The organism is Novilysobacter erysipheiresistens (assembly GCF_036663935.1).
In the GTDB taxonomy this organism is placed as follows: domain Bacteria; phylum Pseudomonadota; class Gammaproteobacteria; order Xanthomonadales; family Xanthomonadaceae; genus Novilysobacter; species Novilysobacter erysipheiresistens.
Genome location: NZ_JAXGFP010000006.1, coordinates 69,034 through 92,015, shown reverse-complemented (window position 1 = coordinate 92,015; position 22,982 = coordinate 69,034). Strand labels below are relative to the sequence as shown.

General features: G+C 66.4%; 19 protein-coding genes. 8 read left to right on the top strand and 11 right to left on the bottom strand.

The features are described from left to right. Positions 1–2,238: an ATP-binding protein gene (locus SNE34_RS11875; protein WP_332617490.1), complete on the top strand. Its 2,238-nt coding sequence runs from the start codon at positions 1–3 to the stop codon at positions 2,236–2,238. Positions 2,239–2,242: 4 nt separating this feature from the next. On the opposite strand, the gene SNE34_RS11870 is transcribed toward SNE34_RS11875, so the two are convergent. Together SNE34_RS11870 and SNE34_RS11865 are read right to left on the bottom strand one after the other, a co-directional pair. Continuing rightward, a complete protein-coding gene (locus SNE34_RS11870; protein ID WP_332617488.1) occupies positions 2,243–3,112 on the bottom strand; it encodes a crotonase/enoyl-CoA hydratase family protein in 870 nt (289 codons plus the stop codon). A 160-nt stretch (positions 3,113–3,272) separates the two neighbouring features. After that, positions 3,273–4,946, bottom strand: a complete 1,674-nt coding sequence (locus SNE34_RS11865) for a long-chain fatty acid--CoA ligase (protein WP_332617486.1) — start codon at positions 4,944–4,946, stop codon at positions 3,273–3,275. 196 nt (positions 4,947–5,142) lie between these two features. Here SNE34_RS11865 and SNE34_RS11860 point away from each other — a divergent pair, with 196 nt between their 5' ends. Further along, positions 5,143–5,568, top strand: coding sequence for a nuclear transport factor 2 family protein (locus tag SNE34_RS11860; protein ID WP_332617484.1), 426 nt, complete (start codon positions 5,143–5,145; stop codon positions 5,566–5,568). 9 nt (positions 5,569–5,577) lie between these two features. On the opposite strand, the gene SNE34_RS11855 is transcribed toward SNE34_RS11860, so the two are convergent. The 5 genes from SNE34_RS11855 to SNE34_RS11835 all read right to left on the bottom strand — a co-directional run bounded on the left by SNE34_RS11855 (position 5,578) and on the right by SNE34_RS11835 (position 11,286). Next, positions 5,578–6,027: a DMT family transporter gene (locus SNE34_RS11855; RefSeq protein ID WP_332617482.1), complete on the bottom strand. Its 450-nt coding sequence runs from the start codon at positions 6,025–6,027 to the stop codon at positions 5,578–5,580. 130 nt (positions 6,028–6,157) lie between these two features. Continuing rightward, entirely contained in the window at positions 6,158–8,938 is a 2,781-nt protein-coding gene (acnA, locus tag SNE34_RS11850) for an aconitate hydratase AcnA (RefSeq protein WP_332617480.1), read from the bottom strand. 118 nt (positions 8,939–9,056) lie between these two features. Further along, on the bottom strand, positions 9,057–9,680 hold the full coding sequence (hflD, locus tag SNE34_RS11845) for a high frequency lysogenization protein HflD (protein ID WP_332617478.1): 624 nt from the start codon (positions 9,678–9,680) through the stop codon (positions 9,057–9,059). After that, positions 9,677–10,810 carry a tRNA 2-thiouridine(34) synthase MnmA gene (mnmA, locus tag SNE34_RS11840; RefSeq protein WP_332617476.1) on the bottom strand — a complete coding sequence of 378 codons (1,134 nt, stop codon included), beginning with the start codon at positions 10,808–10,810 and terminating at the stop codon, positions 9,677–9,679. The genes hflD and mnmA overlap by 4 nt, the downstream gene beginning before the upstream one ends. Further along, entirely contained in the window at positions 10,807–11,286 is a 480-nt protein-coding gene (locus SNE34_RS11835) for an NUDIX hydrolase (RefSeq protein ID WP_332617474.1), read from the bottom strand. Before SNE34_RS11835 ends, mnmA begins: the two co-directional genes overlap by 4 nt. Positions 11,287–11,371: 85 nt before the next feature. On the opposite strand from SNE34_RS11835, the gene clpS reads away from it, so the two are divergent. Together clpS and clpA are read left to right on the top strand one after the other, a co-directional pair. Next, a complete protein-coding gene (clpS, locus tag SNE34_RS11830) occupies positions 11,372–11,698 on the top strand; it encodes an ATP-dependent Clp protease adapter ClpS (protein WP_332617473.1) in 327 nt (108 codons plus the stop codon). 138 nt (positions 11,699–11,836) lie between these two features. Then, entirely contained in the window at positions 11,837–14,113 is a 2,277-nt protein-coding gene (clpA, locus tag SNE34_RS11825) for an ATP-dependent Clp protease ATP-binding subunit ClpA (RefSeq protein ID WP_332617472.1), read from the top strand. Positions 14,114–14,174: 61 nt separating this feature from the next. Here clpA and infA read toward each other — a convergent pair whose 3' ends face one another. The 4 genes from infA to trxB all read right to left on the bottom strand — a co-directional run bounded on the left by infA (position 14,175) and on the right by trxB (position 17,477). Beyond that, on the bottom strand, positions 14,175–14,393 hold the full coding sequence (infA, locus tag SNE34_RS11820; protein WP_031372296.1) for a translation initiation factor IF-1: 219 nt from the start codon (positions 14,391–14,393) through the stop codon (positions 14,175–14,177). Between the two features lie 162 nt (positions 14,394–14,555). After that, complete coding sequence (gene aat / locus SNE34_RS11815; protein ID WP_332617471.1) at positions 14,556–15,308, bottom strand: leucyl/phenylalanyl-tRNA--protein transferase; 753 nt, start codon at positions 15,306–15,308, stop codon at positions 14,556–14,558. Then, positions 15,277–16,425, bottom strand: coding sequence for a GNAT family N-acetyltransferase (locus SNE34_RS11810; protein WP_332617469.1), 1,149 nt, complete (start codon positions 16,423–16,425; stop codon positions 15,277–15,279). The genes aat and SNE34_RS11810 overlap by 32 nt, the downstream gene beginning before the upstream one ends. 98 nt (positions 16,426–16,523) lie before the next feature. Continuing rightward, the gene (gene trxB, locus SNE34_RS11805) at positions 16,524–17,477 is read right to left on the bottom strand and encodes a thioredoxin-disulfide reductase (protein ID WP_332617467.1); all 954 of its coding nucleotides are present in this window, start codon (positions 17,475–17,477) and stop codon (positions 16,524–16,526) included. A gap of 212 nt (positions 17,478–17,689) precedes the next feature. Here trxB and ald point away from each other — a divergent pair, with 212 nt between their 5' ends. The 4 genes from ald to SNE34_RS11785 all read left to right on the top strand — a co-directional run bounded on the left by ald (position 17,690) and on the right by SNE34_RS11785 (position 22,976). Next, a complete protein-coding gene (gene ald, locus SNE34_RS11800) occupies positions 17,690–18,760 on the top strand; it encodes an alanine dehydrogenase (protein WP_332617466.1) in 1,071 nt (356 codons plus the stop codon). Positions 18,761–18,804: 44 nt separating this feature from the next. Further along, positions 18,805–21,180 carry a DNA translocase FtsK gene (locus tag SNE34_RS11795; protein ID WP_332617464.1) on the top strand — a complete coding sequence of 792 codons (2,376 nt, stop codon included), beginning with the start codon at positions 18,805–18,807 and terminating at the stop codon, positions 21,178–21,180. Positions 21,181–21,443: 263 nt separating this feature from the next. Continuing rightward, on the top strand, positions 21,444–22,064 hold the full coding sequence (lolA, locus tag SNE34_RS11790) for an outer membrane lipoprotein periplasmic chaperone LolA (protein WP_425604534.1): 621 nt from the start codon (positions 21,444–21,446) through the stop codon (positions 22,062–22,064). 204 nt (positions 22,065–22,268) lie between these two features. Then, on the top strand, positions 22,269–22,976 hold the full coding sequence (locus tag SNE34_RS11785; RefSeq protein WP_332617459.1) for a hypothetical protein: 708 nt from the start codon (positions 22,269–22,271) through the stop codon (positions 22,974–22,976). Positions 22,977–22,982 lie beyond the last annotated feature (6 nt).

The window sequence follows — 22,982 nt, the reverse complement described above, 5'->3', positions numbered from 1 at the left end:
ATGAACCACTCCCTGTCATGGTTGGCAGCAAGGCTTTCGCAGCGCAGCGACAGCGAACACGGGCAGGCGATGATCCGCATCGCCGTGCTGTCGGTGGTGCTGGTCTACCTGTTGCTGCATGGCAGTGGCGCAGCTCCCGCCGACCCCGACGCCACGGCATACCCGTATGTGCTGAAATTGGTGTTCGTCGGCTTCGTGGTGGGTCTCGGCCTGATCGGCTGGATCGTCGCCTTGCCGGCCCGGTCCGACCTGCGTCGCGGCATCGGCATGCTCGCCGACTACGGGTTGATGACCGCGGCGATGATCCGCATGGGCGAACCGCTGGGCTGGGTCTACGTGATTCTGCTGTGGGTGACCATCGGCAACGGGCTGCGTTTCGGCAACAGTTACCTCTTCGCCGCCATCGTCGCCGCGTTCCTCAGCTTCGGCGCGGTGATCGCCAGCACCGATTACTGGCAGCAGAACCTCAGTCTCGGCGTCGGCCTGCTGGTCGGCCTGGTCGCGGTGCCACTCTACCTGTCCGGCCTGTTGCGGGCGCTGACCCGCGCCACCCGGGAGGCGCGTCGCGCCAATGAGGCCAAAAGCCGGTTCCTGGCCAACATGAGCCATGAATTCAGGACGCCGTTGAACGGTCTGGCCGGGATGTCGGAACTGCTGGCCACCACGCGCCTGGATCCCGAGCAGCGCGAGTGCCTCAATACCATCCAGGCCTCCACCCGCAGCCTGCTGTCGCTGGTCGAGGACGTGCTAGACATTTCCGCGATCGAGGCCGGCAAGCTCAAGCTCAACCGGGTCGAGTTCGACCTGCGCGAACTGGTCGACGGAATCGGCCTGATCATGCTTCCGCAAGCGCATGCCAAGCAGTTGCACTACAACGTTTCGGTTTCCCCCGATGTGCCCAGGCTGCTGTGCGGCGACGATGTGCACCTGCGGCAGGTGCTGATCAACATGGTCGGCAACGCCGTCAAGTTCACCAACCATGGCTCGGTCCAGTTCGACGTGGCGCTGGTCGACCAGGGCAGCGACCGCGTCCAGTTGCGTTTCACCGTGACCGATACCGGCATCGGCGTGCCGATGGCGGTCCGGCACAAATTGTTCGAAGCGTTCGAGCAGGCCGATGCCAGCCTTGCGCGTCGCTATGGGGGCACCGGACTGGGCACCACCATCGCCAAGGGACTGACCGAGGCGATGGGCGGACGCATCGGGTTCGAAAGCACGGAAAACCGGGGCAGCCGTTTCTGGGTGGAACTGCCCTTCAGCCGGGTGGCGCCATTGCTTCCGGGCGCCCATCCGCTGGCGGACGGAGTCGCCGAGCAGGCCGTGCCGGCCGAGGCGCATGTCGTGGAGAACCCGGAGAACGTGATTGCCTTCTCCGATCCGTTCCTGCGTCACCGTGCACGGGTCAGGAGCCTGCAGATACTGGTCGCCGACGACCACGCCGCCAACCGGATGGTGATCCAGCGCCTGCTGGAAAAGGCCGGCCACCAGGTGATTTGCGTGGATGACGGGGAAGGCGTGCTGGACGCGCTGGAAGTGTCGAGCTACGACGCGGTGATCGCCGACCTGCACATGCCGGGATTGAGCGGACTGGACCTGTTGCGGCAACTGCGCGTGATAGAGGCCGGTGGTGGGCGCCGGACACCGGTCCTGATGTTCAGCGCCGATGTCACCCCTGAGTCGATCCAGGCCTGCGAGCAGGCCGGGGCACGCGCGTTCCTGAGCAAACCGATCTCGACCAAGCGATTGCTCGACACCTTGTCGGAAATCGCCGCCAGCACCGGTTCAGCGCCGCTTGCCGGCGTGCAGGTGCCATCGACCCCGCCGCCGGTCGCCGGGGCGAGCGGCACCGGTGACGGTGTACTCGACAGCAGTGTGTTGGACGAACTGTGCGCCCTGGGCATGGGCGACACGTTCGAGCGCGAGTTCATCCGCCAATGCCTGCGCGACGCCGAGGATTGTTACTCGTCGTTGGCCGAGGCAGGAGAGCGACGTGACTGGGAGCCGGTACGCGAACAGGCACACGCGTTGAAGGGCGTTGCCAGCAACCTGGGACTGATTCAGTTGGCTGCCGCCAGCGGCGAACTGATGCGACTGCCCGAATGGCAGCTGGGCCGCGAATGGCGGCAGCGGCTTTCGAACGTGGGCGAACACGTGACGCGGGGCAGGGCGGCGCTCGAAGCGCGCGAGCGCAAGAAACGTGCACGCGACAGCGAGCGCTCCCCTGAACGCCCGGGATAGGAGCTCAGTCGGCCCCCAGCCCCGAACGCCGCGCCTGCGCCTTGACGATGCGATCCATCGTTCGCAGCGACTTGTCCCCCAGTGCCAACGCGGTATCCACCCACACTTCGGTGATCCCCATCAGCTCGTCGTAACCGACCGGTTGTGATATCGCCCGCACGGCATTGAGCGCCATGTGTGCATGCGGCGTCCGTTGCTGCTGGCGGACCAGGTTCTGTACCGCGGCCTCGCCTTGCCCCTTGGGCACCAGCACATCGACCACTCCCAGCCGGTGCAACTCGTCGCTGCTGTAGATCCGTCCGCTCAGGATCATGTTCTCCGCCAGTTGCGGGGATACACGCTTGCACAGGAACGAATACGCTCCCATACCCGGGAACAGGCCGAACAGCACTTCCGGCAACCCCATGTCCACGCCTTCCTCCGCAACGATGGTGTGGCACGACAATGCCAATTCCATGCCGCCGCCGAGCGCGTCGCCCTGGACCAGCGCGATCGTGCGGACATCGCCGCCCAGGCCGGTGTGGAAATGGTGGACGCCTTCGACGCAACGGCGAGCGTAGTCGAGCAGCCGGTCGCGGTTGTTTTCGCGGATCAGTTGCGAGAACAGCGCGAGGTCGCCGCCCAGGTTGAACGCGGATGCGTCGGAGGCCAGTACCACGTGCCGCAGTCGGCCCTGGCGGCGTTGGTCGCTGCGCAGGGTGATCGAAGACAGGTAGGCCCACATGTCGTCCATCAGCTCGGTCCGGAAACAGGGCCTGGCTCCGAGCCCGCTGTCGGCATGCATGTAGATCCAGTGGGCATCGCCGGTGGCATCGGCTTCGATACGCAGCGTGGGGTAGGGACGGGCGCGCGGAAGTTTCTCTATCGAGTTCATGGTGCGGTCCTCGGAAGTGGCCGTCCGCATGCGTGGTGGGCGCGAGCGGCTTGGTTAAGCCCACGTTTCGATGCTACACCTCAATACGCGCCACAAATAAAGAGGCCCCTCCGCGGGAGGGGCCTCTGATTGGCAACCGGGATCGTCGCCCGTCAGGGCGTCATGTAGCCGGGTGGTCCCGCAGTTCCCGACGCAGGATCTTGCCGACGTTGGTCTTGGGCAACTCGCTGCGGAACTCGACGTAATGCGGGCGCTTGTAACCGGTCAGGTTGGCGCGGGCATGCTCCAGCACCTGCGCCTCCGTCAGGGCAGGATCCTTCTTGACGATCACCACCTTGACCGCCTCGCCGGATTTCTCGTCGGGAACGCCGACCGCGGCGACTTCGAGCACGCCGGGCATCATCGCGATCACGTCCTCGATCTCGTTCGGGTACACGTTGAAGCCCGAGACCAGGATCATGTCCTTCTTGCGGTCGACGATGTAGAAGAAGCCCTTCTCGTCCATCTTCGCCATGTCGCCGGTGTGCAGCCAGCCGTCTGCGTCCAGCACCTCGGCGGTTTCCTGCGGACGGTGCCAGTAGCCCTTCATGACCTGAGGGCCGCGGATGCACAGCTCGCCGACTTCGCCGACCGGCATTTCGTTGCCGTCCTCGTCCTTCAGGCACGCGTCGGTCGAGGGGATAGGCAGGCCGATCGCGCCGTTGTACTCGGCCAGGTCCATCGGATTGATGCAGGCGGCGGGCGAGGTTTCGGTCAGCCCGTAGGCCTCGACCAAGGTCGAGCCAGTGGCCTTCTTCCAACGCTCCGCGACCGCGCGCTGGACCGCCATGCCACCGCCCAGGGTCAGGTGCAGGCCGGAGAAGTCGATGTCCTCGAATCCGGGCGTGTTGAGCAGGCCGTTGAACAGCGTGTTGACGCCGGTGATCGCGGTGAACTTGGTCTTCTTCAGTTCCTTGACGAAGCCCGGCATGTCGCGCGGGTTGGTGATCAGGTGGTTGAGGCCGCCGAACTTCATGAAGACCAGTCCGTTCGCCGTCAACGCGAAGATGTGGTACAGCGGCAGCGCGGTGATGATGGTCTCTTCGCCGTACTTGACGTTGGTCCCGATCCACGCGGCCGCCTGCTGCATGTTGGCGACGAGGTTGCGGTGGGTCAGCATCGCGCCCTTGGCCACGCCGGTGGTGCCGCCGGTGTACTGCAGGAAGGCGATGTCGCCGGAGTCGATGTCGATCTTCGGCAGGGTGTGCTTGCGACCGGCCGCGAGGACATCGTTGAACCGCACCGCTCCCGGGATGTCGTAGTCAGGCACCATCTTCTTGACGTATTTTAGGACGAAGTTGACGACCTTGCCCTTGACTCCGAGCATGTCGCCCAGGCCAGTGGTGATGACCTTCCTGACCTGGGTGTCGGCGAGGACCTGTTGCACGGTATGGCCGAAGTTGTCCAACACCAGGATCGCCGCGGCGCCGGAGTCGACCAGCTGGTGCCTCAGCTCGCGCGGCGTGTACATCGGGTTGGTGTTGACCACGGTCAGACCGGCGCGCAGCACGCCGAACGTGGCGATCGGGTACTGCAGGCAATTGGGCATCATGATTGCGACGCGATCGCCACGCTTCAGCCCGAGCTCACCCAAGAGGTAGGCCGCGAACTGGCTGCTGAGGGTGTCGATCTCGCCGTAGGTCAGGGTCTTGCCGAGGTTGGCGAACGCGGGCCGGTCGCGATAGTTGTCGATCGCGTTTTCCAGTACCGCGACGACCGACGGGAACTCGTCGACATCGATGTGCTCGGGGACCCCGGCCGGATACTGTTCAAGCCACGGACGTTCGTCACTCATCGCGATCCCCTTGGTTTTGGTTTTCTGGTCTGCCCTGCAGCACCGGTTGCGTCGTCCACTCGCTGTCCGATTCGCAACCGTACGGTGCCCGAACGATTGGAGCATAGGGGCCCGGGACTGGCAAGATGGACTGTCGTTGCGCGGCTTGTGCCACGATGATCGTGGATGCAAACGGGGGGGGCGACGAATGAACGCAATGACGCGGACAGTGGCGTTGACGGTGGCGTGGCTGCTGTTGGCGGCCTGTTCGAGGCCGCCGCCGGAACAGGCGCTGCGGGACACGATGCAATCGCTCCAACTCACCATGGAGCAGCGCGATGCATCGCAGGTGGAAAATTACCTGGCCGATGACTTCGTCGGGCCGGGCGGGATGGACCGCGATGGTGCGAGGCGGCTGGCCGCGTTGACGTTCCTGCGCCATCGCGACGTCGGGGTAACCCTTGGGCCACTCGATGTGTCGGTACTGCAGGAGCACGCGACGGTGCGTTTCACTGCGGCGCTGACGGGCGGCTCCGGGCGGGCGCTGCCGGACGCGGCGCGGCTTTACCAGGTGGAAACGGGTTGGCGACTGGAAGGCGGCGACTGGCGCCTGACCAGTGCGCGCTGGACCCCACAGTTGTAGGGCACGTCGCTACTGCTTCCATGGCTGTACCACCAGCAGCACCCCGCCCAGGATCAGCAGGACCCCGCCGATGCGCATTGGGGTGGCTGGCTGGGGCGCATGCAGTACGCCGAAATGGTCCAGCAGCACGGCGCCGGCGAGTTGCCCGAGCACGGTCAGCGAGATCAGCGCGGATGCGCCGAGGCGGGGCACGGTGATGGTGGCGATGGCGACATAGGCCGCTCCAATCAAGCCGCCGGTCCAGGCCCAGGCCGGCAGTCGGCCGAGTTGCTCGACATTCGGCCAGCTCGGGCGCGTCGCCAGCAGGAGCAAGGCCAGCGACACCGTGCCGACCAGGAACGACACGGTCGCGGCGAACACCGCACCGGCGGTGACCTGGCCCAGGCGCGCATTGACCAGTGCTTGCAGTGGCAGCAGGGTCCCGATCATGACGACCAGCAGGATGAGTGCATATTTCATGCGGCCTCCGGGGTAGGTGTCGGCCGAGTCTGGCACGGGAGCCGTGACGGATCGTATGCCGCCAAAAGAAAACGAGCGGCCGGGGCCGCTCGTTCCTGGGTGACGGAGGCTCGCCTGCCTCGACGGGTTGTTACGCCGCCTTCTTCGCCGCCAACTGGCGCAACACGTAGTGCAGGATGCCGCCGTGGCGGAAGTACTCGACTTCCTTCGGCGTCAGCAGCAGCACCTTGACCTCAAACCGGGTCTCGCTGCCGTCGGCCTTCTTCGCCACCACGGTCGCGCGCTTCGATTGGCCATCTTCCAGTCCGGTCACCTCGATGGTTTCCGAACCATCCAGGCCGTGGCTCTTGACGCTCTCGCCGTCGAGGAACTGCAGCGGCAGCACGCCCATGCCGACCAGGTTGGAGCGGTGGATGCGCTCGAAGCTTTCCGCCACGACCGCCTTCACGCCCAGCAGGATGGTGCCCTTGGCTGCCCAGTCGCGCGACGAGCCGGTGCCGTATTCCTTGCCGGCGAACACCACCAGCGGCGTGCCCTCGGCCTTGTACTTCATCGCCGCGTCATAGATCGACATGCGCTCGCCGGCGCCGCCCTGCTTTTCGTCGGAATGCTTGTCGAAGTACAACGTGTTCCCACCTTCCTCGCCGCCCATCATCAGGTTCTTGATGCGGATGTTGGCGAAGGTGCCGCGGACCATCACGTCATCGTTGCCACGTCGGCTGCCGTAGCTGTTGAAGTCGGCCGGCTGCACGCCGCGCGACTGCAGGAACTTGCCCGCCGGCGAGTCCTTCTTGATGTTGCCGGCCGGCGAGATATGGTCGGTGGTGATCGAGTCGCCGAACAGGCCCATCACGCGCGCGCCGTGGATGTCGTCGATGCTGCCGACGGCCATGGTCATGCCGTCGAAGTAGGGCGGGTTCTTGATGTAGGTCGAGGCCTCGTCCCAGGCGAACGACTCGCCGGTCGGCGAGGCGATCTGGTTCCAGCGGCTGTCGCCCTTGAACACGTCGGCGTAGTTCTGCGCGAACAGCTCCGGACCGACGGTCGCGGCGATCATGTCGCCGATTTCCTTGTTGGTCGGCCAGATGTCGCGCAGGTAGACGTCGTTGCCGTCGGTGTCCTTGCCCAGCGGATCACTGGTCAGGTCGATGTCGACCGTGCCGGCGATCGCGTAGGCGACCACCAGCGGCGGCGAGGCGAGGTAGTTCATCTTGACTTCGGAGTGCACGCGGCCCTCGAAGTTGCGGTTGCCCGACAGCACCGACGCGACCGCCAGGTCGTTCTCGGCGATGCCCTTCGACACCGCCTGCGGCAGCGGACCGGAGTTGCCGATGCAGGTGGTGCAACCGTAGCCGACCACGTAGAAGCCGAGCTTCTCGAGGTCGTCGAGCACGCCGGCCTTGTCGAGGTAATCGGTGACCACCCGCGAACCCGGCCCGAGCGAGGTCTTGACCCACGGCGCGGACTTCAGGCCCTTGGCCGCGGCGTTGCGCGCGAGCAGGCCGGCGCCGAGCATCACCGCCGGGTTGGAAGTGTTGGTGCAGGACGTGATCGCCGCGATTACCACCGAACCGTCGGTGAGTTCGACGTCGCAGTCCTGGACATTGATGCGAGACACCGGCTTGGCGGCGAGACGGTCGGCCTGCTCCTGCCCACCGCCTTCCTTCTCGAATCGCTGGATGGCTTTTTCGGTGAAGCCGTTGCGATTGGCCACCAGTGCGCCGACGTTCTTGCGGAAGTCCGACTGCATGTCCGACAGCAACACGCGGTCCTGTGGGCGCTTCGGGCCGGCCAGTGACGGCTTGACCTCGCCCATGTCGAGTTCCAGCGTCGCCGAGTAGGTCGCCTCCGGCTGGCCGGGTTCGTGCCACATGCCCTGCGCCTTGGCATACGCCTCGACCAGCGTGACCTGCTCGTCGCTGCGGCCGGACAGGCGCAGGTAGCGCACCGCCTCGGCATCGACCGGGAAGATGCCGCAGGTCGCGCCGTACTCCGGCGCCATGTTGGCGATCGTCGCGCGGTCGGCCAGCGGCAGGTTCTGCAGACCCTCGCCGTAGAACTCGACGAACTTGCCGACCACGCCGTGGCCGCGCAGCATCTGGGTGACGGTCAGGACCAGGTCGGTCGCGGTCGCGCCTTCGGGCAGCTTGCCGGTCAGCTTGAAGCCGACGACCTGCGGGATCAGCATCGACGACGGCTGGCCGAGCATCGCCGCTTCCGCCTCGATGCCGCCGACGCCCCAGCCGAGCACGCCGATGCCGTTGATCATCGTGGTGTGGCTGTCGGTGCCGAACACGGTGTCCGGGAACGCCAGCAGTTCGCCTTCGACCTCACGCTCCATCACCACGCGGGCGAGGTTCTCCAGGTTCACCTGGTGGACGATGCCGGTATTGGGCGGCACCACCTTGAAGTTCTCCAGCGCGGTCTGGCCCCAGCGCAGGAAGCTGTAGCGCTCAAGGTTGCGCTCGAACTCGATCTTGCCGTTGATGTCGAGCGCGTCAGGACGTCCAAACACGTCGACCTGCACCGAGTGGTCGATCACCAGTTCCGACGGGATCTGCGGGTTGATCTGGCCGGCGTTGCCGCCAAGCTTGCTGACCGCGTCGCGCATCGCCGCCAGGTCGACCACGCAGGGCACGCCGGTGAAGTCCTGCAGCACCACGCGGGCCGGCATGAAGGCGATCTCGGTGTCCGGCTCGGCCTTGGCGTCCCACTGCGCAACCGCTTCGATGTGGTCCTTGCCGACCGTGATGCCGCCATCCTCGTGGCGCAGCAGGTTCTCCAGCAGGATCTTCATCGAATAGGGCAGCTTGCCCAGATCGAATTTCTTGCCCAGCGTGGGCAGGCTGAAATAGGTGTAGGACTTGCCGTTGACGTCGAGTTGCGCGCGGGTGGCGAAGGAGTCGGCCATTGGGGGCTCCGTGGCTGGGGCAGCAGGGAAATCACGCGGGAACGTGCTGGAAAAACCCGCGTTTGAACCCCGTAATTATGCCGCAAAAGCCATTCAGCTGCCGCGATGACGGACCCTCTCAGCGCAGTTGCGCGTCCACCGCGGCCGCCATGTCGCGCCGTCGCAGGAGGAAATCCCACAGGCTGCCACCGAGCTGGCGCCACAGCACCGCCGAGCGCATCGCCGCCAGCAGCACCGCCCGCACTTCGGCCACGACCGTGGGCTGGCCGAGGTAGTGCGGGTTGCCCTGGACCAGCACGCGCGGGCGCAGGTGGCTGAGGGTGTCGGCATACAGCCCGCCGAGGGCGGCGAGCACGTCGGGGTGGGTACTGCCGTGCTCGGCGGCGGTCCCGGACTGGGCCTGGATGCCCTCGCGAACCTTTCGCGCCATGGCGTCGTCGCGGACGAACCGCCGCTCCAGTTGCATCACCGCCAGCGCCAGTCGCGGCAGGTGCTCGTCGCGAGGTTTGCCGCCGAAATAGTCGCGCAACAGCATCAACCCGGGGCGCAGCTGTTCGCGGCCGCCGTAGACCGTGGCGGCGGTATCCGCATCGATCCGGAAGATCGAATCCAGCGAGGTCGCCAGCACACTCTCGTTGGCCTGGCCGGTATCGGCGATGCGTCGCACCTGGGCCAGGGCCTGGGCCAGACCGGCCAGCGCGAGGACGCGGTCGGATAGCGGTCGGGTCGGGGTATCACTCATGCGGTCTGGGCCTTCAGGCGTTGTTCGAGGGGCGCATCGGTCGTCGCGATCACGGCGCCGCCGAGGCAGGTCTCGCCGTCGTACAGGACCAGCGATTGACCCGGGGTCACTGCACGTTGGGGGCGATCGAAGCGGACTTCCAGCGTGCCGTCGTTACTTACGGTGACCTCGCAGGGCTCGTCGGCCTGGCGGTAGCGGGTTTGCGCGGTGCATTGGAATCGTGTGGCCGGCGCCGAGCCGGCGACCCAGTGGACGGCCTCCGACCACAAGCGCTGCGATTGCAGCCACGCGTTGTCGTGGCCCTGGTCGACATACAGGACGTTGTTGGCCACGTCCTTGCCGACCACGTACCACGGCGCCGGCTCGAACCCGCGAACGCCGCCGATGTTGAGGCCTTCGCGCTGGCCGAGGGTGAAATAGAACACCCCGGGGTGTTCGCCGACGATCTGGCCGGCTGGCGTGCGGATTTCGCCGTTGCGCGCCGGCAGGTAGCGGCCGAGGAATTCGCGGAAGTCGCGTTCGCCAATGAAGCAGATCCCGGTCGAGTCCTTCTTCGCGGCGGTCGGCAGGCCGGCATCGTGGGCCAGCCGGCGCACGTCGGTCTTGACCAGCTCGCCCAGCGGGAACCGGGTCGCGGCCAACTGGGCTTGGCCGAGCTGGTGCAGGAAGTAGCTCTGGTCCTTGCCGCGATCGGCCGCGCGCAGCAGGCGGTGGTGGCCGTCGTGCCGGGCGACCCGGGCATAGTGGCCGGTGGCGATGAATTCGGCGCCCAGTTCGTGGGCGGCGTCGAGGAAATGCCGGAACTTGATCTCGCGGTTGCACAGCACGTCCGGGTTGGGCGTTCGCCCTGCCGCGTATTCGGCGAGGAAATGCTCGAACACGCCGCTCCAGTACTCGCCGGAGAAATCGCGGAAATGGATCGGGATGCCGAGCCGGCCACTGACGGCCACCGCATCGCGCCGGTCGTCCTCGGCGCGGCAGTCGCCGCTGCCGTCATCGGCCCAGTTCTGCATGAACAAACCGGCGATCGGCTCGCCGGCATCACGCAGCAGCATCGCCGCGACCGACGAATCGACCCCGCCGGACATGCCGACGATGGTCCGGGCGGGCAGGGCGGTGTCGCGACTCATGCCAGTTGCTGCATCAGGTCCAGCGGATGGCGGCGGCCGCCCAGGTAGTCGGCCGCGGTCTGCCAGACCAATGGACTGCGATGGCGTCCGGACTCGGCCTGCAGTTCGGCCGGGGTCAGCCACAATGCCTGGATGATGCCGGTGTCCAGCGGCCGCGACGGGTCGTGCCCCACTGGCTCGGCGGCGAATGCGAACCGCAGGTAATGGCGCCCCTCGCCGCCGTCGGCGCGGGTCGGTGCCTTCCACTGGTACGCACCGATGAAGGCGGTCAGGCGCACGTCCCAGCCGGTTTCCTCGCGGGTCTCGCGCAGGGCGGCGTCGAGCAGGCTTTCGTCGGGCTCCAGGTGGCCGGCCGGCTGGTTGAGCACCGCTTGTTCCGCCACCGTCTCCTCGACCATCAGCAGCCGGCCATCGCGCACGACCACCGTGGCGACGGTCACGTCGGGCTGCCAGAAACGGCCTTCGCGATAGCTCAAGTGGACATCCGAAAGAGTGGGGCTGCGGTCATTCTGCCCGCCGCGCCGCGTGGGCGTCCATCGCCGCCGGCTTTATAATTGGGCGATGCCAAGACAGACCGATCACGAACACGACCACCACCATGGCGCCATGGTGGAGACCAGCAAGCCGGAGATCGCCCGGCCGCCGCTGTATTCGGTGCTGCTGCTCAACGACGACTACACCCCGATGGACTTCGTGGTCGAGGTATTGATGCGGTTCTTCCCGATGACCGCCGAGAACGCCACCCAGATCATGCTCCACGTGCACACCCGCGGCCGCGGCGTTTGCGGGGTGTTCACACGCGAAGTGGCCGAATCGAAGGTAGCCCAGGTCAACGAGTTCTCCCGGCTCAACCAGCATCCGTTGTTGTGCACCATGGAAAAGGCCTGAGCTCGTGGAACGCTGCGTTTGCTGAATTGAACGGAACCGGCCAGCCTCGTAAATGTCGAAGCAGTCGGGGATGACATGGAAAAGCTTGCCCGCACCCCCATCTAGGACCGCAGTAGCTTTTTCGGAGGCATCCGCCCCATGTTCAGCAAGGATCTAGAGTTCAGCATCGGCCAGTGCTACAAGCGCGCCCGCGAGGCGCGCAACGAGTACATGACGGTCGAACACCTGCTGCTCGCACTGCTCGACAACCCGTCGGCCGAGGCCGTCCTCAAGGCTTGCGGCACCGACTTCCCGCGCCTGCGCGGCGACCTGGAACAGGCGATCGCGACCTCGGTGTCGGTGCTGCCCGACGACGTCGACCGCGACACCCAGCCGACCCTGGGTTTCCAGCGGGTGCTGCAACGCGCGGTCTACCACGTGCAGTCCTCCGGCAAGAAGGAGGTCACCGGCGCCAACGTGCTGGTGGCGATTTTCGGCGAGAAGGATTCGCACGCGGTCTACTACCTCAACCAGCAGGACGTGGCGCGGCTGGACGTGGTCAATTACCTCTCGCACGGCATTGCCCGTCATGGCGAGGAGAGCGAAGGGGTGCACGGTGATGGCGAGGCCCGTTCGGCCGATGGTGATGGCGAGGGCAAGGCCGATGCGCTGGCCGAATTCGCGGTCAACCTCAACCAGCTCGCCCGCGACGGCAAGATCGACCCGCTGGTCGGCCGCGCCGACGAGGTCGAGCGCACCATCCAGGTGCTGTGCCGCCGCCGCAAGAACAACCCGCTGTACGTCGGCGAGGCCGGCGTCGGCAAGACTGCGATCGCCGAGGGCCTGGCCAAGCGCATCGTCGATGGCGAAGTCCCCGAGGTGCTGGAGGACGCGACCATCTACGCGCTCGACCTCGGCGCCCTGGTCGCAGGCACCAAGTACCGCGGCGACTTCGAGAAGCGCCTCAAGGCGGTGTTGGCGCAGATGAAGAAGGTGCCCGGCGCGGTGCTGTTCATCGACGAGATCCACACCATCATCGGCGCCGGCTCGGCGTCGGGCGGCACCATGGACGCGAGCAACCTGATCAAGCCGGCGCTGGCGTCGGGCGAGCTGCGCTGCATCGGTTCGACCACGTTCCAGGAATACCGCGGCATCTTCGAGAAGGATCGGGCACTGGCGCGGCGCTTCCAGAAGATCGACATCGTCGAGCCGACGGTCGGCGAGGCGTTCGAGATACTGCAGGGCCTCAAGCCCAAGTACGAGGCCCACCACGGCGTGACCTATGCCGACGACGCGCTGCAGGCCGCGGTCGACCTGTCGGTCAAGCACATCGGCGACCGGCTGCTGCCGGACAAGGCGATCGACGTGATCGACGAAGCCGGTGCGCGTCAACGGCTCCTACCGCTGGAGATCCGCAAGTCGCTGATCGACATCGAGGAGATCGAGACGATCGTCGCCAAGATGGCGCGGATCCCGGCCAAGCAGGTTTCGGCGACCGACAAGGACGTGCTGCGCAACCTCGAGCGCAACTTGAAGATGGTGATCTTCGGCCAGGACCCGGCGATCGATTCGCTGACCTCGGCGATCAAGCTGTCACGCTCCGGCCTGGGCAATCCCGAGAAGCCGATCGGCAATTTCCTGTTCGCCGGCCCGACCGGTGTCGGCAAGACCGAGGTGACCAAGCAGCTTGCGTTGCAGCTCGGCATCGAGCTGGTCCGCTTCGACATGTCCGAGTACATGGAGCCGCATTCGGTCAGCCGCCTTATCGGCGCGCCCCCGGGCTACGTCGGGTTCGACCAGGGCGGCTTGCTGACCGAGAAGATCGTCAAGACCCCGCACTGCGTGTTGCTGCTGGACGAGGTCGAAAAGGCCCACCCGGACATCTTCAACATCCTGTTGCAGGTCATGGACCGTGGCACCCTGACCGACACCAACGGTCGCGAAGCCAACTTCAAGAACGTGATCCTGGTGATGACCACCAACGCTGGCGCGGCGCAGGCGGCGCGGCGCACGATCGGTTTCACCAAGCAGGACCACAGCACCGATGCGATGGAGGTGATCCGCAAGGGCTTCACCCCGGAGTTCCGCAACCGGCTGGACGCGGTGGTGCAATTCCAGGCGCTGGGCTTCGACCACATCCTGCGCGTGGTCGACAAGTTCCTGATCGAGCTGGAGGCGCAACTGCACGAGAAGAACGTGGTCATGACCGCGACCCCGGACGCGCGCGAGTGGTTGGCCCAGCACGGCTTCGATCCGCTGATGGGCGCACGGCCGATGGCGCGGGTGATCCAGGACAGGATCAAGCGTCCGCTGGCCGACGAGTTGCTGTTCGGCAAGCTTTCCGGCGGCGGCCGGGTCAGCATCGAGGTCAAGGACGGCGAACTGGTGGTCGAGGCCCATGCCGAACCGGAGAAGCTGCTGCCGGCGACGGTCTGATATATCGGAAACGAAAAAAGGCGGCCAATGGCCGCCTTTTTTTATCAACCACTTGCCGCGATTACTTCATGCGGTAGGTGATGCGGCCCTTGGTCAGGTCGTACGGCGTCATCTCCACCTTGACCTTGTCGCCGGTCAGGATGCGGATGTAGTTCTTGCGCATCCGCCCGGAGATGTGGGCGATGATTTCGTGCCCGTTTTCGAGGCGCACACGGAACATGGTGTTCGGAAGGGTTTCCGCCACCGTGCCCTCGAATTCGATCACGTCGTCTTTTGCCATGTGTTTCCCGGATGTTGCGGACGGGCGGCGCAAAATGCGGCCGCGAAGCCGGGCATTCTGCCACGCCGGGGGCAATCGCGCAAAATCCCGGACTGCCTGGATTCAGGCCGCCGGCATGGATACCGGTTGCGGGAACACACGAATCGCCGGTGCGGGGACGGATCAGTCTGGCAGGCTGGTTTGGCGGGTCAATTCGCAGGCGGGCAATTCGCCGAATCGGGACGACCACAAACCCGGGGATGTCGGTTTCCCCGTCAGTTCGCGGACCTCGTCGAGGAAGCGCTCGCGCGGCCACAGGCTCGCCCCCAGTGTCAGCAGGTGCGGATTGGCGACCTGGGCATCCAGCAGCGGCCAACCCCACTCGTGCAGCCGGCGGGCGAGGGCGGCCAGGGCGACCTTGGAGCCACCCGAGGCCAGGCTGACCATGCTCTCGCCGAAGAACATCCGGCCGATCGCGACCCCGTACAGGCCGCCGACGAGTTCGGTGCCGTTGCGCACCTCGATCGAGTGGGCATGCCCGAGGCGATGCAATTCACCGTACGCCGCCTGCATGTCCGCGGTGATCCAGGTGCCGGGCTGGCCCGGGCGCGGTTGCCGGGCGCAGGCGTCGATCACCTGCGCGAACGCGGTGTCGGCAGTGACGACCCAGTCCGAGCGGCGCAGCGTGCGCCGGAATCGCGAGGACAGGCGTACCGCGTCGATCCGGAATACCGTGCGCGGATCGGGCGACCACCACAGCAGCGGCTGGCCCTCGGAGTACCACGGGAAGACCCCGCTGGCGTAGGCGTTGAGCAGCCGCGTCGGTGACAGGTCGCCGCCCATCGCCAACAGCCCGTCGGGTTCGCGCAGCGCGGTGCGCGGGTCCGGGAACGGCGCGCGCGAGTCAGCCGGCAGCGCGGGCAGTCGGATCGGCATGCTTGAACGGCGAATGGGCGGCGAGGGTGGCCGCATAGCTGCGGATCGAGGCGGCCTCCTGTTCGCACCAGCCTCGCAGGGCGTCGCGGAACGAGGGCTGGGCGATCCAGTGGCGACTGTGTACGACGGCTGGCAGGAAGCCGCGCGCGAGTTTGTGCTCGCCCTGCGCACCGGGCTCGAAACGGGTCAGGCCGCGGCGCAGGCAGTAATCGATGCCCTGGTAGTAGCAAGTCTCGAAATGTAGACCCGGGACCTGTTCGATCGCACCCCAGTAGCGTCCATACAAGGTGTCGCCGCCGCGCAGGCACAGCGCGCCGGCAATGGCACGGCCGTCGCGCTCCCCAAGGAACAGCACCAGCGAAGCCGGCATGGTTTCGGTCAAGTGCCGCAGGAATGGCAGGGTCAGCGCCGGGTGGTTGCCGTACTCGGCGAAGGTCTGCAGGTAGAAGCCGTGCATGGTCGCGAGATCAGCCTCGCTGGCATCGGCACCTTCAACCACCCGCAGGCGGACACCGCTGCGGGCGACCCTGGCGCGCTCCTGCCGGATGTTCTTGCGATGCTTGTGGTCGAACGCGGCGAGATAGTCGTCGAAGTCGCGCCAGCCGGCGTCGTTGCGCCAGTGGTACTGGATGTCGATCCGCGGCAGCCAGTCCTCGGTGAAAGCCGGTACCTCGTCATCGGCGTGGAAGTTGACGTGGGCCGACGACAGCCCATCACTGCCGACCATTGCGACCGCGGCATCGAGAAGCCCGGCGCAGCGCGCTGGATCCCTGGCCAGCAGGCGCGGGCCGGTCACCGGCGTGTAGGGCACCGCGCACAGCCACTTGGGAAAGTAGTCCAGCCCGTGCCGGGCGTAGGCGTGCGCCCAAGCGTGGTCGAACACGAACTCGCCGTGGGAATTGTCCTTGAGGTACCCGGGCGCGGCGGCGACGAGGTCGTCGCCTTGCCAAAGGGTCAGGTGCCGCGGGGTCCAACCCCAGTCGGGACGCAGGCAACCATGGCGTTCAAGGCCGGCCAGGAACGCGTGGGCGACGAACGGATTGCGGCCGTCGTGCAGCGCGTCCCAACTGGCGGCGGGGACATCGTCAAGCCGATGGCAGAGTCGTGCGTCGGGCATGCGGTCATTGTAGGAGGGGCTTCAGCCCCGACCCACCGTTTCCGGAGCCGAACGCTGGACAGAGCGGTTCGGGGCTGAAGTCCCTCCTACCAGGAAGGTCAGCTGTCGGTGTCGAGGAACTTCTCCGCATCCAGCGCCGCCATGCAGCCGAAACCGGCCGAGGTGATCGCCTGGCGATAGACCTGGTCGGCCACATCGCCGGCGGCGAACACCCCGCGCACCGAAGTCTGGGTCGCGTTGCCGGCCAAGCCCGAGTTGATGTGCAGGTAGCCGCCCTTCATCTCCAACTGGCCCTCGAACAGCGAGGTGTTCGGGGTATGGCCAATCGCCACGAAAAAGCCATTGACCGGGATCTCGCGGGTGCTGTCATCCTTCGTCGAACGCAGACGCATGCCGGTGACGCCGCTGTCGTCGCCCAGCACCTCGTCGACGGTGTGGTCCCAGATCAGCTCGATCTTGCCGGCCTGGGCCTTGGCGAACAGCTTGTCCTGCAGGATCTTCTCGGCGCGCAGGCTGTCGCGGCGATGCACCAGGTAGACCTTGCGCGCGATGTTGGACAGGTACAGCGCCTCCTCGACCGCGGTGTTGCCGCCGCCGATCACCGCCACGTCCTGCTCCTTGTAGAAGAAGCCGTCGCAGGTCGCACAGGCCGACACGCCCTTGCCCATGAACTTCTGCTCGGACTCGATGCCCAGGTACTTGGCGCTGGCGCCGGTGGCGATGATCAACGCGTCGCAGGTGTACTCGCCGCTGTCGCCCTTGAGCCGGAACGGACGCTGCGACAGGTCCGCGCTGTGGATGTGGTCGAACACCACCTCGGTGTCGAAGCGCTCGGCGTGGGCCTGCATGCGCGCCATCAGGTCCGGACCCTGCAGGTCGTGGCTGTCGCCGGGCCAGTTGTCGACGTCGGTGGTGGTCATCAGCTGGCCGCCCATCTGCAGCCCGGTAATCAGCAGCGGCTTGAGGTTGGCGCGGGCGGCGTAGACCGCCGAAGTCCAGCCGGCCGGACCGGAACCGAGGATGACGAGACGGGCGTGCTTGCTTGGGGTCATGGGTATAATCGCGTGCTTGTCGTAGCCTCATAGCTTGGCGGCGGCGTCCCGGCAAAACAAGGCGGATTACACGGGACGCTGAGTTGCAGTGCGTCGTGCGGATCCGGCTTGCAGGCAATTGCCAATGGACTGGTATTCGCGTTTTTCCAACCCCCAAATCCGGCCGGCACGCCGCACCGCGGTGTTTTTTCGGCCCATCGGAGACGATTGCAATGCGTATCGGTGTACCCAAGGAAACCAAGACCCTCGAAGGGCGCGTCGCCCTCGTTCCGGCCGCGGCCGGTGACCTGGTCAACCGTGGCCACGAGGTCTGGCTGGAAAAGGATGCCGGCATCAAGAGCGGCTTCTCCGATGAGGAGTACACCCGGCTGGGCGTCAACATCGCCCCCGACGCCGCTGCGCTTTACGAGAAGGGCGAGCTGATCGTCAAGGTCAAGGAGCCGATCGCCGGCGACCTGCAGCACCTGCGCAAGGACCATCTGCTGTTCTGCTACCTGCACTTGGCCGCCGAACCCGAGTTGACCCGCAAGCTGCTCGAGATCGGCCTGACCGGCGTCGCCTTCGAGACCGTCGAGCTGCCCAACGGCGACCTGCCGCTGCTGGCGCCGATGTCGGTGATCGCCGGCAAGATCGCGACCCAGGTCGGGACCACGCTGCTGCACATGCCGCAGGGCGGCAAGGGCAAGTTGCTGGGCGGCCTGCCGTCGACCGAGCGCGGCAAGGTGGTGGTGTTCGGCGCCGGCAAGGCCGGTGGCGCGGCGGCGGCACTGGCCGCGGCCGGTGGTGCCAACGTGGTCGTGTTCGAGATGCGCGCCGACCGCATGGACGAGATGATGGCGCTCGGCGCCAACGTCACCACGCTGTACCCGTACCACGACGTGGTCGCGCGTGAAGTCGCCTCGGCAGACCTGGTGGTCGGTGCGGTACTCGTGACCGGCGCCAAGGCGCCGCGCGTGCTGACCCGCGAGATGCTCAAGGGCATGCAGGACGGCAGCGTAGTGGTCGACATCTCGATCGACCAGGGCGGTTGCTTCGAGACCTCGCGCCCGACCACCTGGAAGGAGCCGACCTACGTGGAGGAGGGCGTGACCCATTTCTGCGTGACCAACATGCCCGGCTCGGTTCCGCAGACCAGCTCGCAGGCGATCTGCGCGGCGATCCTGCCGTGGGTCAACAAACTGGCGTCCGATGGCACGTGGCGCGATAACCCGGCCCTGCAGCGCGGCATCAATGTGGAGGCCGGCAAGCTGGTCCATCCGGCGTTGCTGGATATGAAGCTGTAGTATATTCAAGCACTAACAGCACCTAGCTAAGGCAGAACGTCACGGTGGCGCAAGCGTCCACAGCAGCCCGCAGGAAGAAATCCGGCCCGGCCACGGCGCGCGACACCGCGCGCCGTGAGCCGTCGCCGCGTCGCCAGCGGCTGATGCGCGACATCGCGCTGATCCTGATTGCGCCTTTGCTGCTGTACCTGCTCGCCAGCCTGGTGACGTTCTCCCCGAACGACCCGGGCTGGTCGCATTCGGGCAGCATCACCGCGCCGCTCAACAACGTGGGCGGCCGGGTCGGAGCATGGTTGGCCGACGTGCTGCTGTACCTGACCGGCTATGTTGCGTTCCTGTTGCCGGTGATGCTCGGGCTGATCGCCTGGATCGCGTTGTTCAAGATGGATACCGACGGCGACGGCGATGCCGACCTCGGGCCGGCGTTGCGACTGGTCGGGATCGTCGGCTTCCTGGTTTCGGCGACCGGCCTGTTGCAGTTGCGGGTCGGGCCGGTGATCGATTTCTCGGCCGGCGCCGGCGGCATCCTCGGCCAGTTGGTCGGGCGGTCGCTGTACAGCGGCTTCGGCCCGGTCGGCGGCAACCTGTTTTTGCTGGCGCTGCTGCTGGTGTCGGTGACGCTGGCCACCGGGATTTCGTGGCTGGCTGTGATGGATCGGATCGGCGCCTGGACGCTGTCGCTGGCGCCGCTGCTGTCGAAGCTGTTCCGCCGCGGCAGCCGCCAGGCGACCGAGTGGCAGCAGACGCGCGCGCTGCGCGAGGAACGCGAGGAGGTGCGCAAGGTCGACACCGAACTGCGGGCGAAGCGGGCGCCGGTCAAGATCGAGCCGCCGGCCCCGGCGGCGGTCGAGAAGAGCGACCGCGCCAAGCGCGAGCAGCAGATCCCGCTGTTCCATGTCGGCGACGGCACCGGCATCCCGCCGCTGGCGTTGCTCGACGACCCCAAGCCGCAGCCCAAGGGCTACAGCGCGGAGACGCTGGAGACGCTGTCGCGGCAGATCGAATTCAAGCTCAAGGACTTCCGTATCGACGCCGAAGTGGTCGGCGCATATCCGGGCCCGGTGATCACCCGGTTCGAGGTGCAGCCGGCGCCGGGGGTGAAGGTCAGCCAGATCAGCTCGCTCGACAAGGACATCGCCCGCGGCCTGTCGGTGAAGTCGGTGCGCGTGGTCGACGTGATCCCGGGCAAGTCGGTGATCGGGCTGGAAACGCCGAACACCCAGCGCGAGATGATCTACCTGTCGGAACTGCTGCGCTCCAAGGAGTACGACAAGTCCAACAGCCCGCTGACGCTGGCGCTGGGCAAGGACATCTCGGGCCGGCCGACCGTGGCCGACCTGGCGCGGATGCCGCATTTGCTGGTCGCCGGCACCACCGGTTCGGGCAAGTCGGTCGCGGTCAACGCGATGGTGCTGAGCCTGCTGTACAAAGCCTCAGCCAGCGACCTGCGAATGCTGATGATCGACCCGAAGATGCTCGAACTCAGCGTCTACGAGGGCATCCCGCATCTGCTGGCGCCGGTCGTGACCGACATGAAGGAGGCCGCCAACGGCCTGCGCTGGTGCGTGGCCGAGATGGAGCGCCGCTACAAGCTGATGTCGACGGTCGGCGTGCGCAACCTGGCCGGCTTCAACAAGAAGGTGCGCGACGCGATCGAGGCCGGGCAGCCGATGCTCGACCCGCTGTTCAAACCCAACCCCGAGATCGACGAGGCGCCGCCGCAACTGGAGCCGTTGCCGCACATCGTGATCTTCATCGACGAATTCGCCGACATGATGATGATCGTCGGCAAGAAGGTCGAGGAGCTCATCGCGCGACTGGCGCAGAAGGCGCGTGCCGCCGGCATACACCTGATCCTGGCGACCCAGCGGCCGTCGGTCGACGTCATCACCGGTCTGATCAAGGCCAACATCCCGACCCGCATCGCGTTCCAGGTCTCGAGCAAGATCGACTCGCGCACCATCCTCGACCAGTCCGGCGCCGAGGCACTGCTCGGCAACGGCGACATGCTGTACCTGCCCCCCGGCACCGCGATGCCGGAGCGCGTGCACGGCGCGTTCGTGTCCGACGAGGAAGTGCATCGGGTGGTCGAGCACCTCAAGCAGGTGGGCGGCAAACCCGATTACATCGAGGGCGTGCTGGAAGACGTGCAGACCATGGGCGACGGCGTGGTCGTCGGCGCCACCGGCCTTCCGGAAACCGCCAGCAGCAGCGACGAGTCCGACCCGTTGTACGACGAGGCGGTGCGGGTGGTGACCGAGACCCGCCGCGCGTCGATCTCCGGCGTGCAGCGGCGGCTGAAGATCGGCTACAACCGCGCCGCGCGTCTGGTCGAAGCGATGGAAGCGGCCGGCGTGGTGACCCCACCCGAACACAACGGCGACCGCAGCGTGTTGGCGCCCCCGCCGCCGCGGGACTAGGGTTGGGCGGTGGTAGGAGCGACGTGAGTCGCGACCCACTGACAATCGACCCCGCTTGGCTGTAGCGCCAATAAGCATTTCCGCAATCGTGCGATGGCAACCCCGCGTTCCACGCGACAGGATTTCATTGTCAGTGGGTCGCGACTCACGTCGCTCCTACCCACGAATTACCTGCTGAACGAATTCGCCGGCATCGAACACCCATTCAGCTTCATCCCCACACACTGCGTCCAGCCCTCACGGAGATCGATTGAATGAAGCAGATGATGCGCTGGAGCACCGGCCTTTTGCTGGTCACCGCGGCCGCCGGCAGCGCCTTCGCCGGCGCGCGCGACGACCTCGACGCTTTCACCAAGGGCCTGAAGGGGCTGGACGGGCAGTTCACCCAGCAGGTCTACAACAGCCAGGGCAAGCTGACCGAAACCTCCAGCGGCGAGGTCCAGTTGTCGGTGCCGCGCCTGTTCCGCTGGGAGTACGTCAAGCCGTACCCGCAGGTCATCGTCGCCGACGGCAAGAAGGTCTGGATCTATGACCCCGACCTCGCCCAGGTCACCGTGCGTCCGCAAGGCGTGGAAGAGCAGAGCAGTCCGCTGGCGGCGTTGATCGAGCCAGCCAGGCTCGACGCGATGTTCGTGGTCAAGGAAGTGGGCAGTGCCGATGGTCTGGAGTGGCTGGCACTGACGCCGAAGAAGGGCCAGGAAACCAGCTTCGAGAGCGCGCGGCTCGGCTTCGACGGCAAGACCCTGGTGAAGATGGAAGTGGTCGACCTGATCGGCCAGCGCACCGAGATCGCCTTCAGCGATTGGCAGCGCAACCCCGGCTTCGCTGCAGGCACGTTCAAGTACACCCCGCCCAAGGGCGTCGATGTGATCGGCGAAGGCTGAGCCGCGCCAGCTTCGCGGGCCGGACACGAATGACGGGAGCGATCCCGTCGTTTTTCGTTGAATGATCGCCAGGTGAATCCGGAATCGTTCATTTTCAATGACTTGGCATCACGGCCCGTCGACGATGGCTGATCCAGAGTAGCTCCCACGGTCGCCCATCCGGCAACCAGGGGAACCCAGATGCGCCACAGCCAACGTCCTGCCATGCTGACCCTCGTTTCGACGGTGATCGTCGCCTGTGGCCTGCTGTCATCGAACGTCGTCGCCCGCGATGACGCGACGGATACCAAGCTTCAAATCCAAGCGCGGGCGCTCGACAGCCAACCGCAATCGCGGATCGAGGCGGACCAGGCGATGGACGGGGCGGTCGCCGCCGCGGTGATCGGCGCGATCTCGACCCAGTTCGGCGAGCGCGAGGTCGCGGTCAGGCTGGATGAGGTCGCGGTACAGCCGGCCAGCGTTCGCGACCGCAGCGTCAACGGGGCAGGGCGGCTGCGGATCGGCGACGACGACAGCTGGATTCCGTTCCGTTTCGACGTGCTGTACGACACCCGCACCGCCAGCGTCAGCTACCCGGCCATCACCTTGGGCGATGGAGCCGCTGCCCGCGAGATTGCGCTGGATTCGAGCCTTGCCCGCGCACTCGGCCGACGGGTCGACGCGGCGTTGCACAGCGAGTTCGCCCAGCAGCCGGTGCAACTGGTGGTCGGGCGCGCCACCACCGCGGAAGCCGGCACGCGCTATCTGCTGGTCGAGGCGCTGGGTACCGCCGACTTCGCTGACGAGGGCGTCGTCCCGGCCCAGGTGCAGGCGCTTTACGACCGCAAGACTGGCGAGTGGCTGCGGGTCGACTACGAGCTCGGCACCACGTCCAACTGGTCCGATCGTGGAGTTGCCGTCGCGACGCGCTGACCGCCG

Coding starts and splice junctions, on each gene's coding strand:
- SNE34_RS11875 (WP_332617490.1), top strand. CDS start 1: ATGAACCACTCCCTGTCATGGTTGGCAGCAAGGCTTTCGCAGCGCAGC.
- SNE34_RS11870 (WP_332617488.1), bottom strand. CDS start 3,112: ATGAACTCGATAGAGAAACTTCCGCGCGCCCGTCCCTACCCCACGCTG.
- SNE34_RS11865 (WP_332617486.1), bottom strand. CDS start 4,946: ATGAGTGACGAACGTCCGTGGCTTGAACAGTATCCGGCCGGGGTCCCC.
- SNE34_RS11860 (WP_332617484.1), top strand. CDS start 5,143: ATGACGCGGACAGTGGCGTTGACGGTGGCGTGGCTGCTGTTGGCGGCC.
- SNE34_RS11855 (WP_332617482.1), bottom strand. CDS start 6,027: ATGAAATATGCACTCATCCTGCTGGTCGTCATGATCGGGACCCTGCTG.
- acnA (WP_332617480.1), bottom strand. CDS start 8,938: ATGGCCGACTCCTTCGCCACCCGCGCGCAACTCGACGTCAACGGCAAG.
- hflD (WP_332617478.1), bottom strand. CDS start 9,680: ATGAGTGATACCCCGACCCGACCGCTATCCGACCGCGTCCTCGCGCTG.
- mnmA (WP_332617476.1), bottom strand. CDS start 10,810: ATGAGTCGCGACACCGCCCTGCCCGCCCGGACCATCGTCGGCATGTCC.
- clpS (WP_332617473.1), top strand. CDS start 11,372: ATGCCAAGACAGACCGATCACGAACACGACCACCACCATGGCGCCATG.
- clpA (WP_332617472.1), top strand. CDS start 11,837: ATGTTCAGCAAGGATCTAGAGTTCAGCATCGGCCAGTGCTACAAGCGC.
- infA (WP_031372296.1), bottom strand. CDS start 14,393: ATGGCAAAAGACGACGTGATCGAATTCGAGGGCACGGTGGCGGAAACC.
- aat (WP_332617471.1), bottom strand. CDS start 15,308: ATGCCGATCCGACTGCCCGCGCTGCCGGCTGACTCGCGCGCGCCGTTC.
- SNE34_RS11810 (WP_332617469.1), bottom strand. CDS start 16,425: ATGCCCGACGCACGACTCTGCCATCGGCTTGACGATGTCCCCGCCGCC.
- trxB (WP_332617467.1), bottom strand. CDS start 17,477: ATGACCCCAAGCAAGCACGCCCGTCTCGTCATCCTCGGTTCCGGTCCG.
- ald (WP_332617466.1), top strand. CDS start 17,690: ATGCGTATCGGTGTACCCAAGGAAACCAAGACCCTCGAAGGGCGCGTC.
- lolA (WP_425604534.1), top strand. CDS start 21,444: ATGATGCGCTGGAGCACCGGCCTTTTGCTGGTCACCGCGGCCGCCGGC.
- SNE34_RS11785 (WP_332617459.1), top strand. CDS start 22,269: ATGCTGACCCTCGTTTCGACGGTGATCGTCGCCTGTGGCCTGCTGTCA.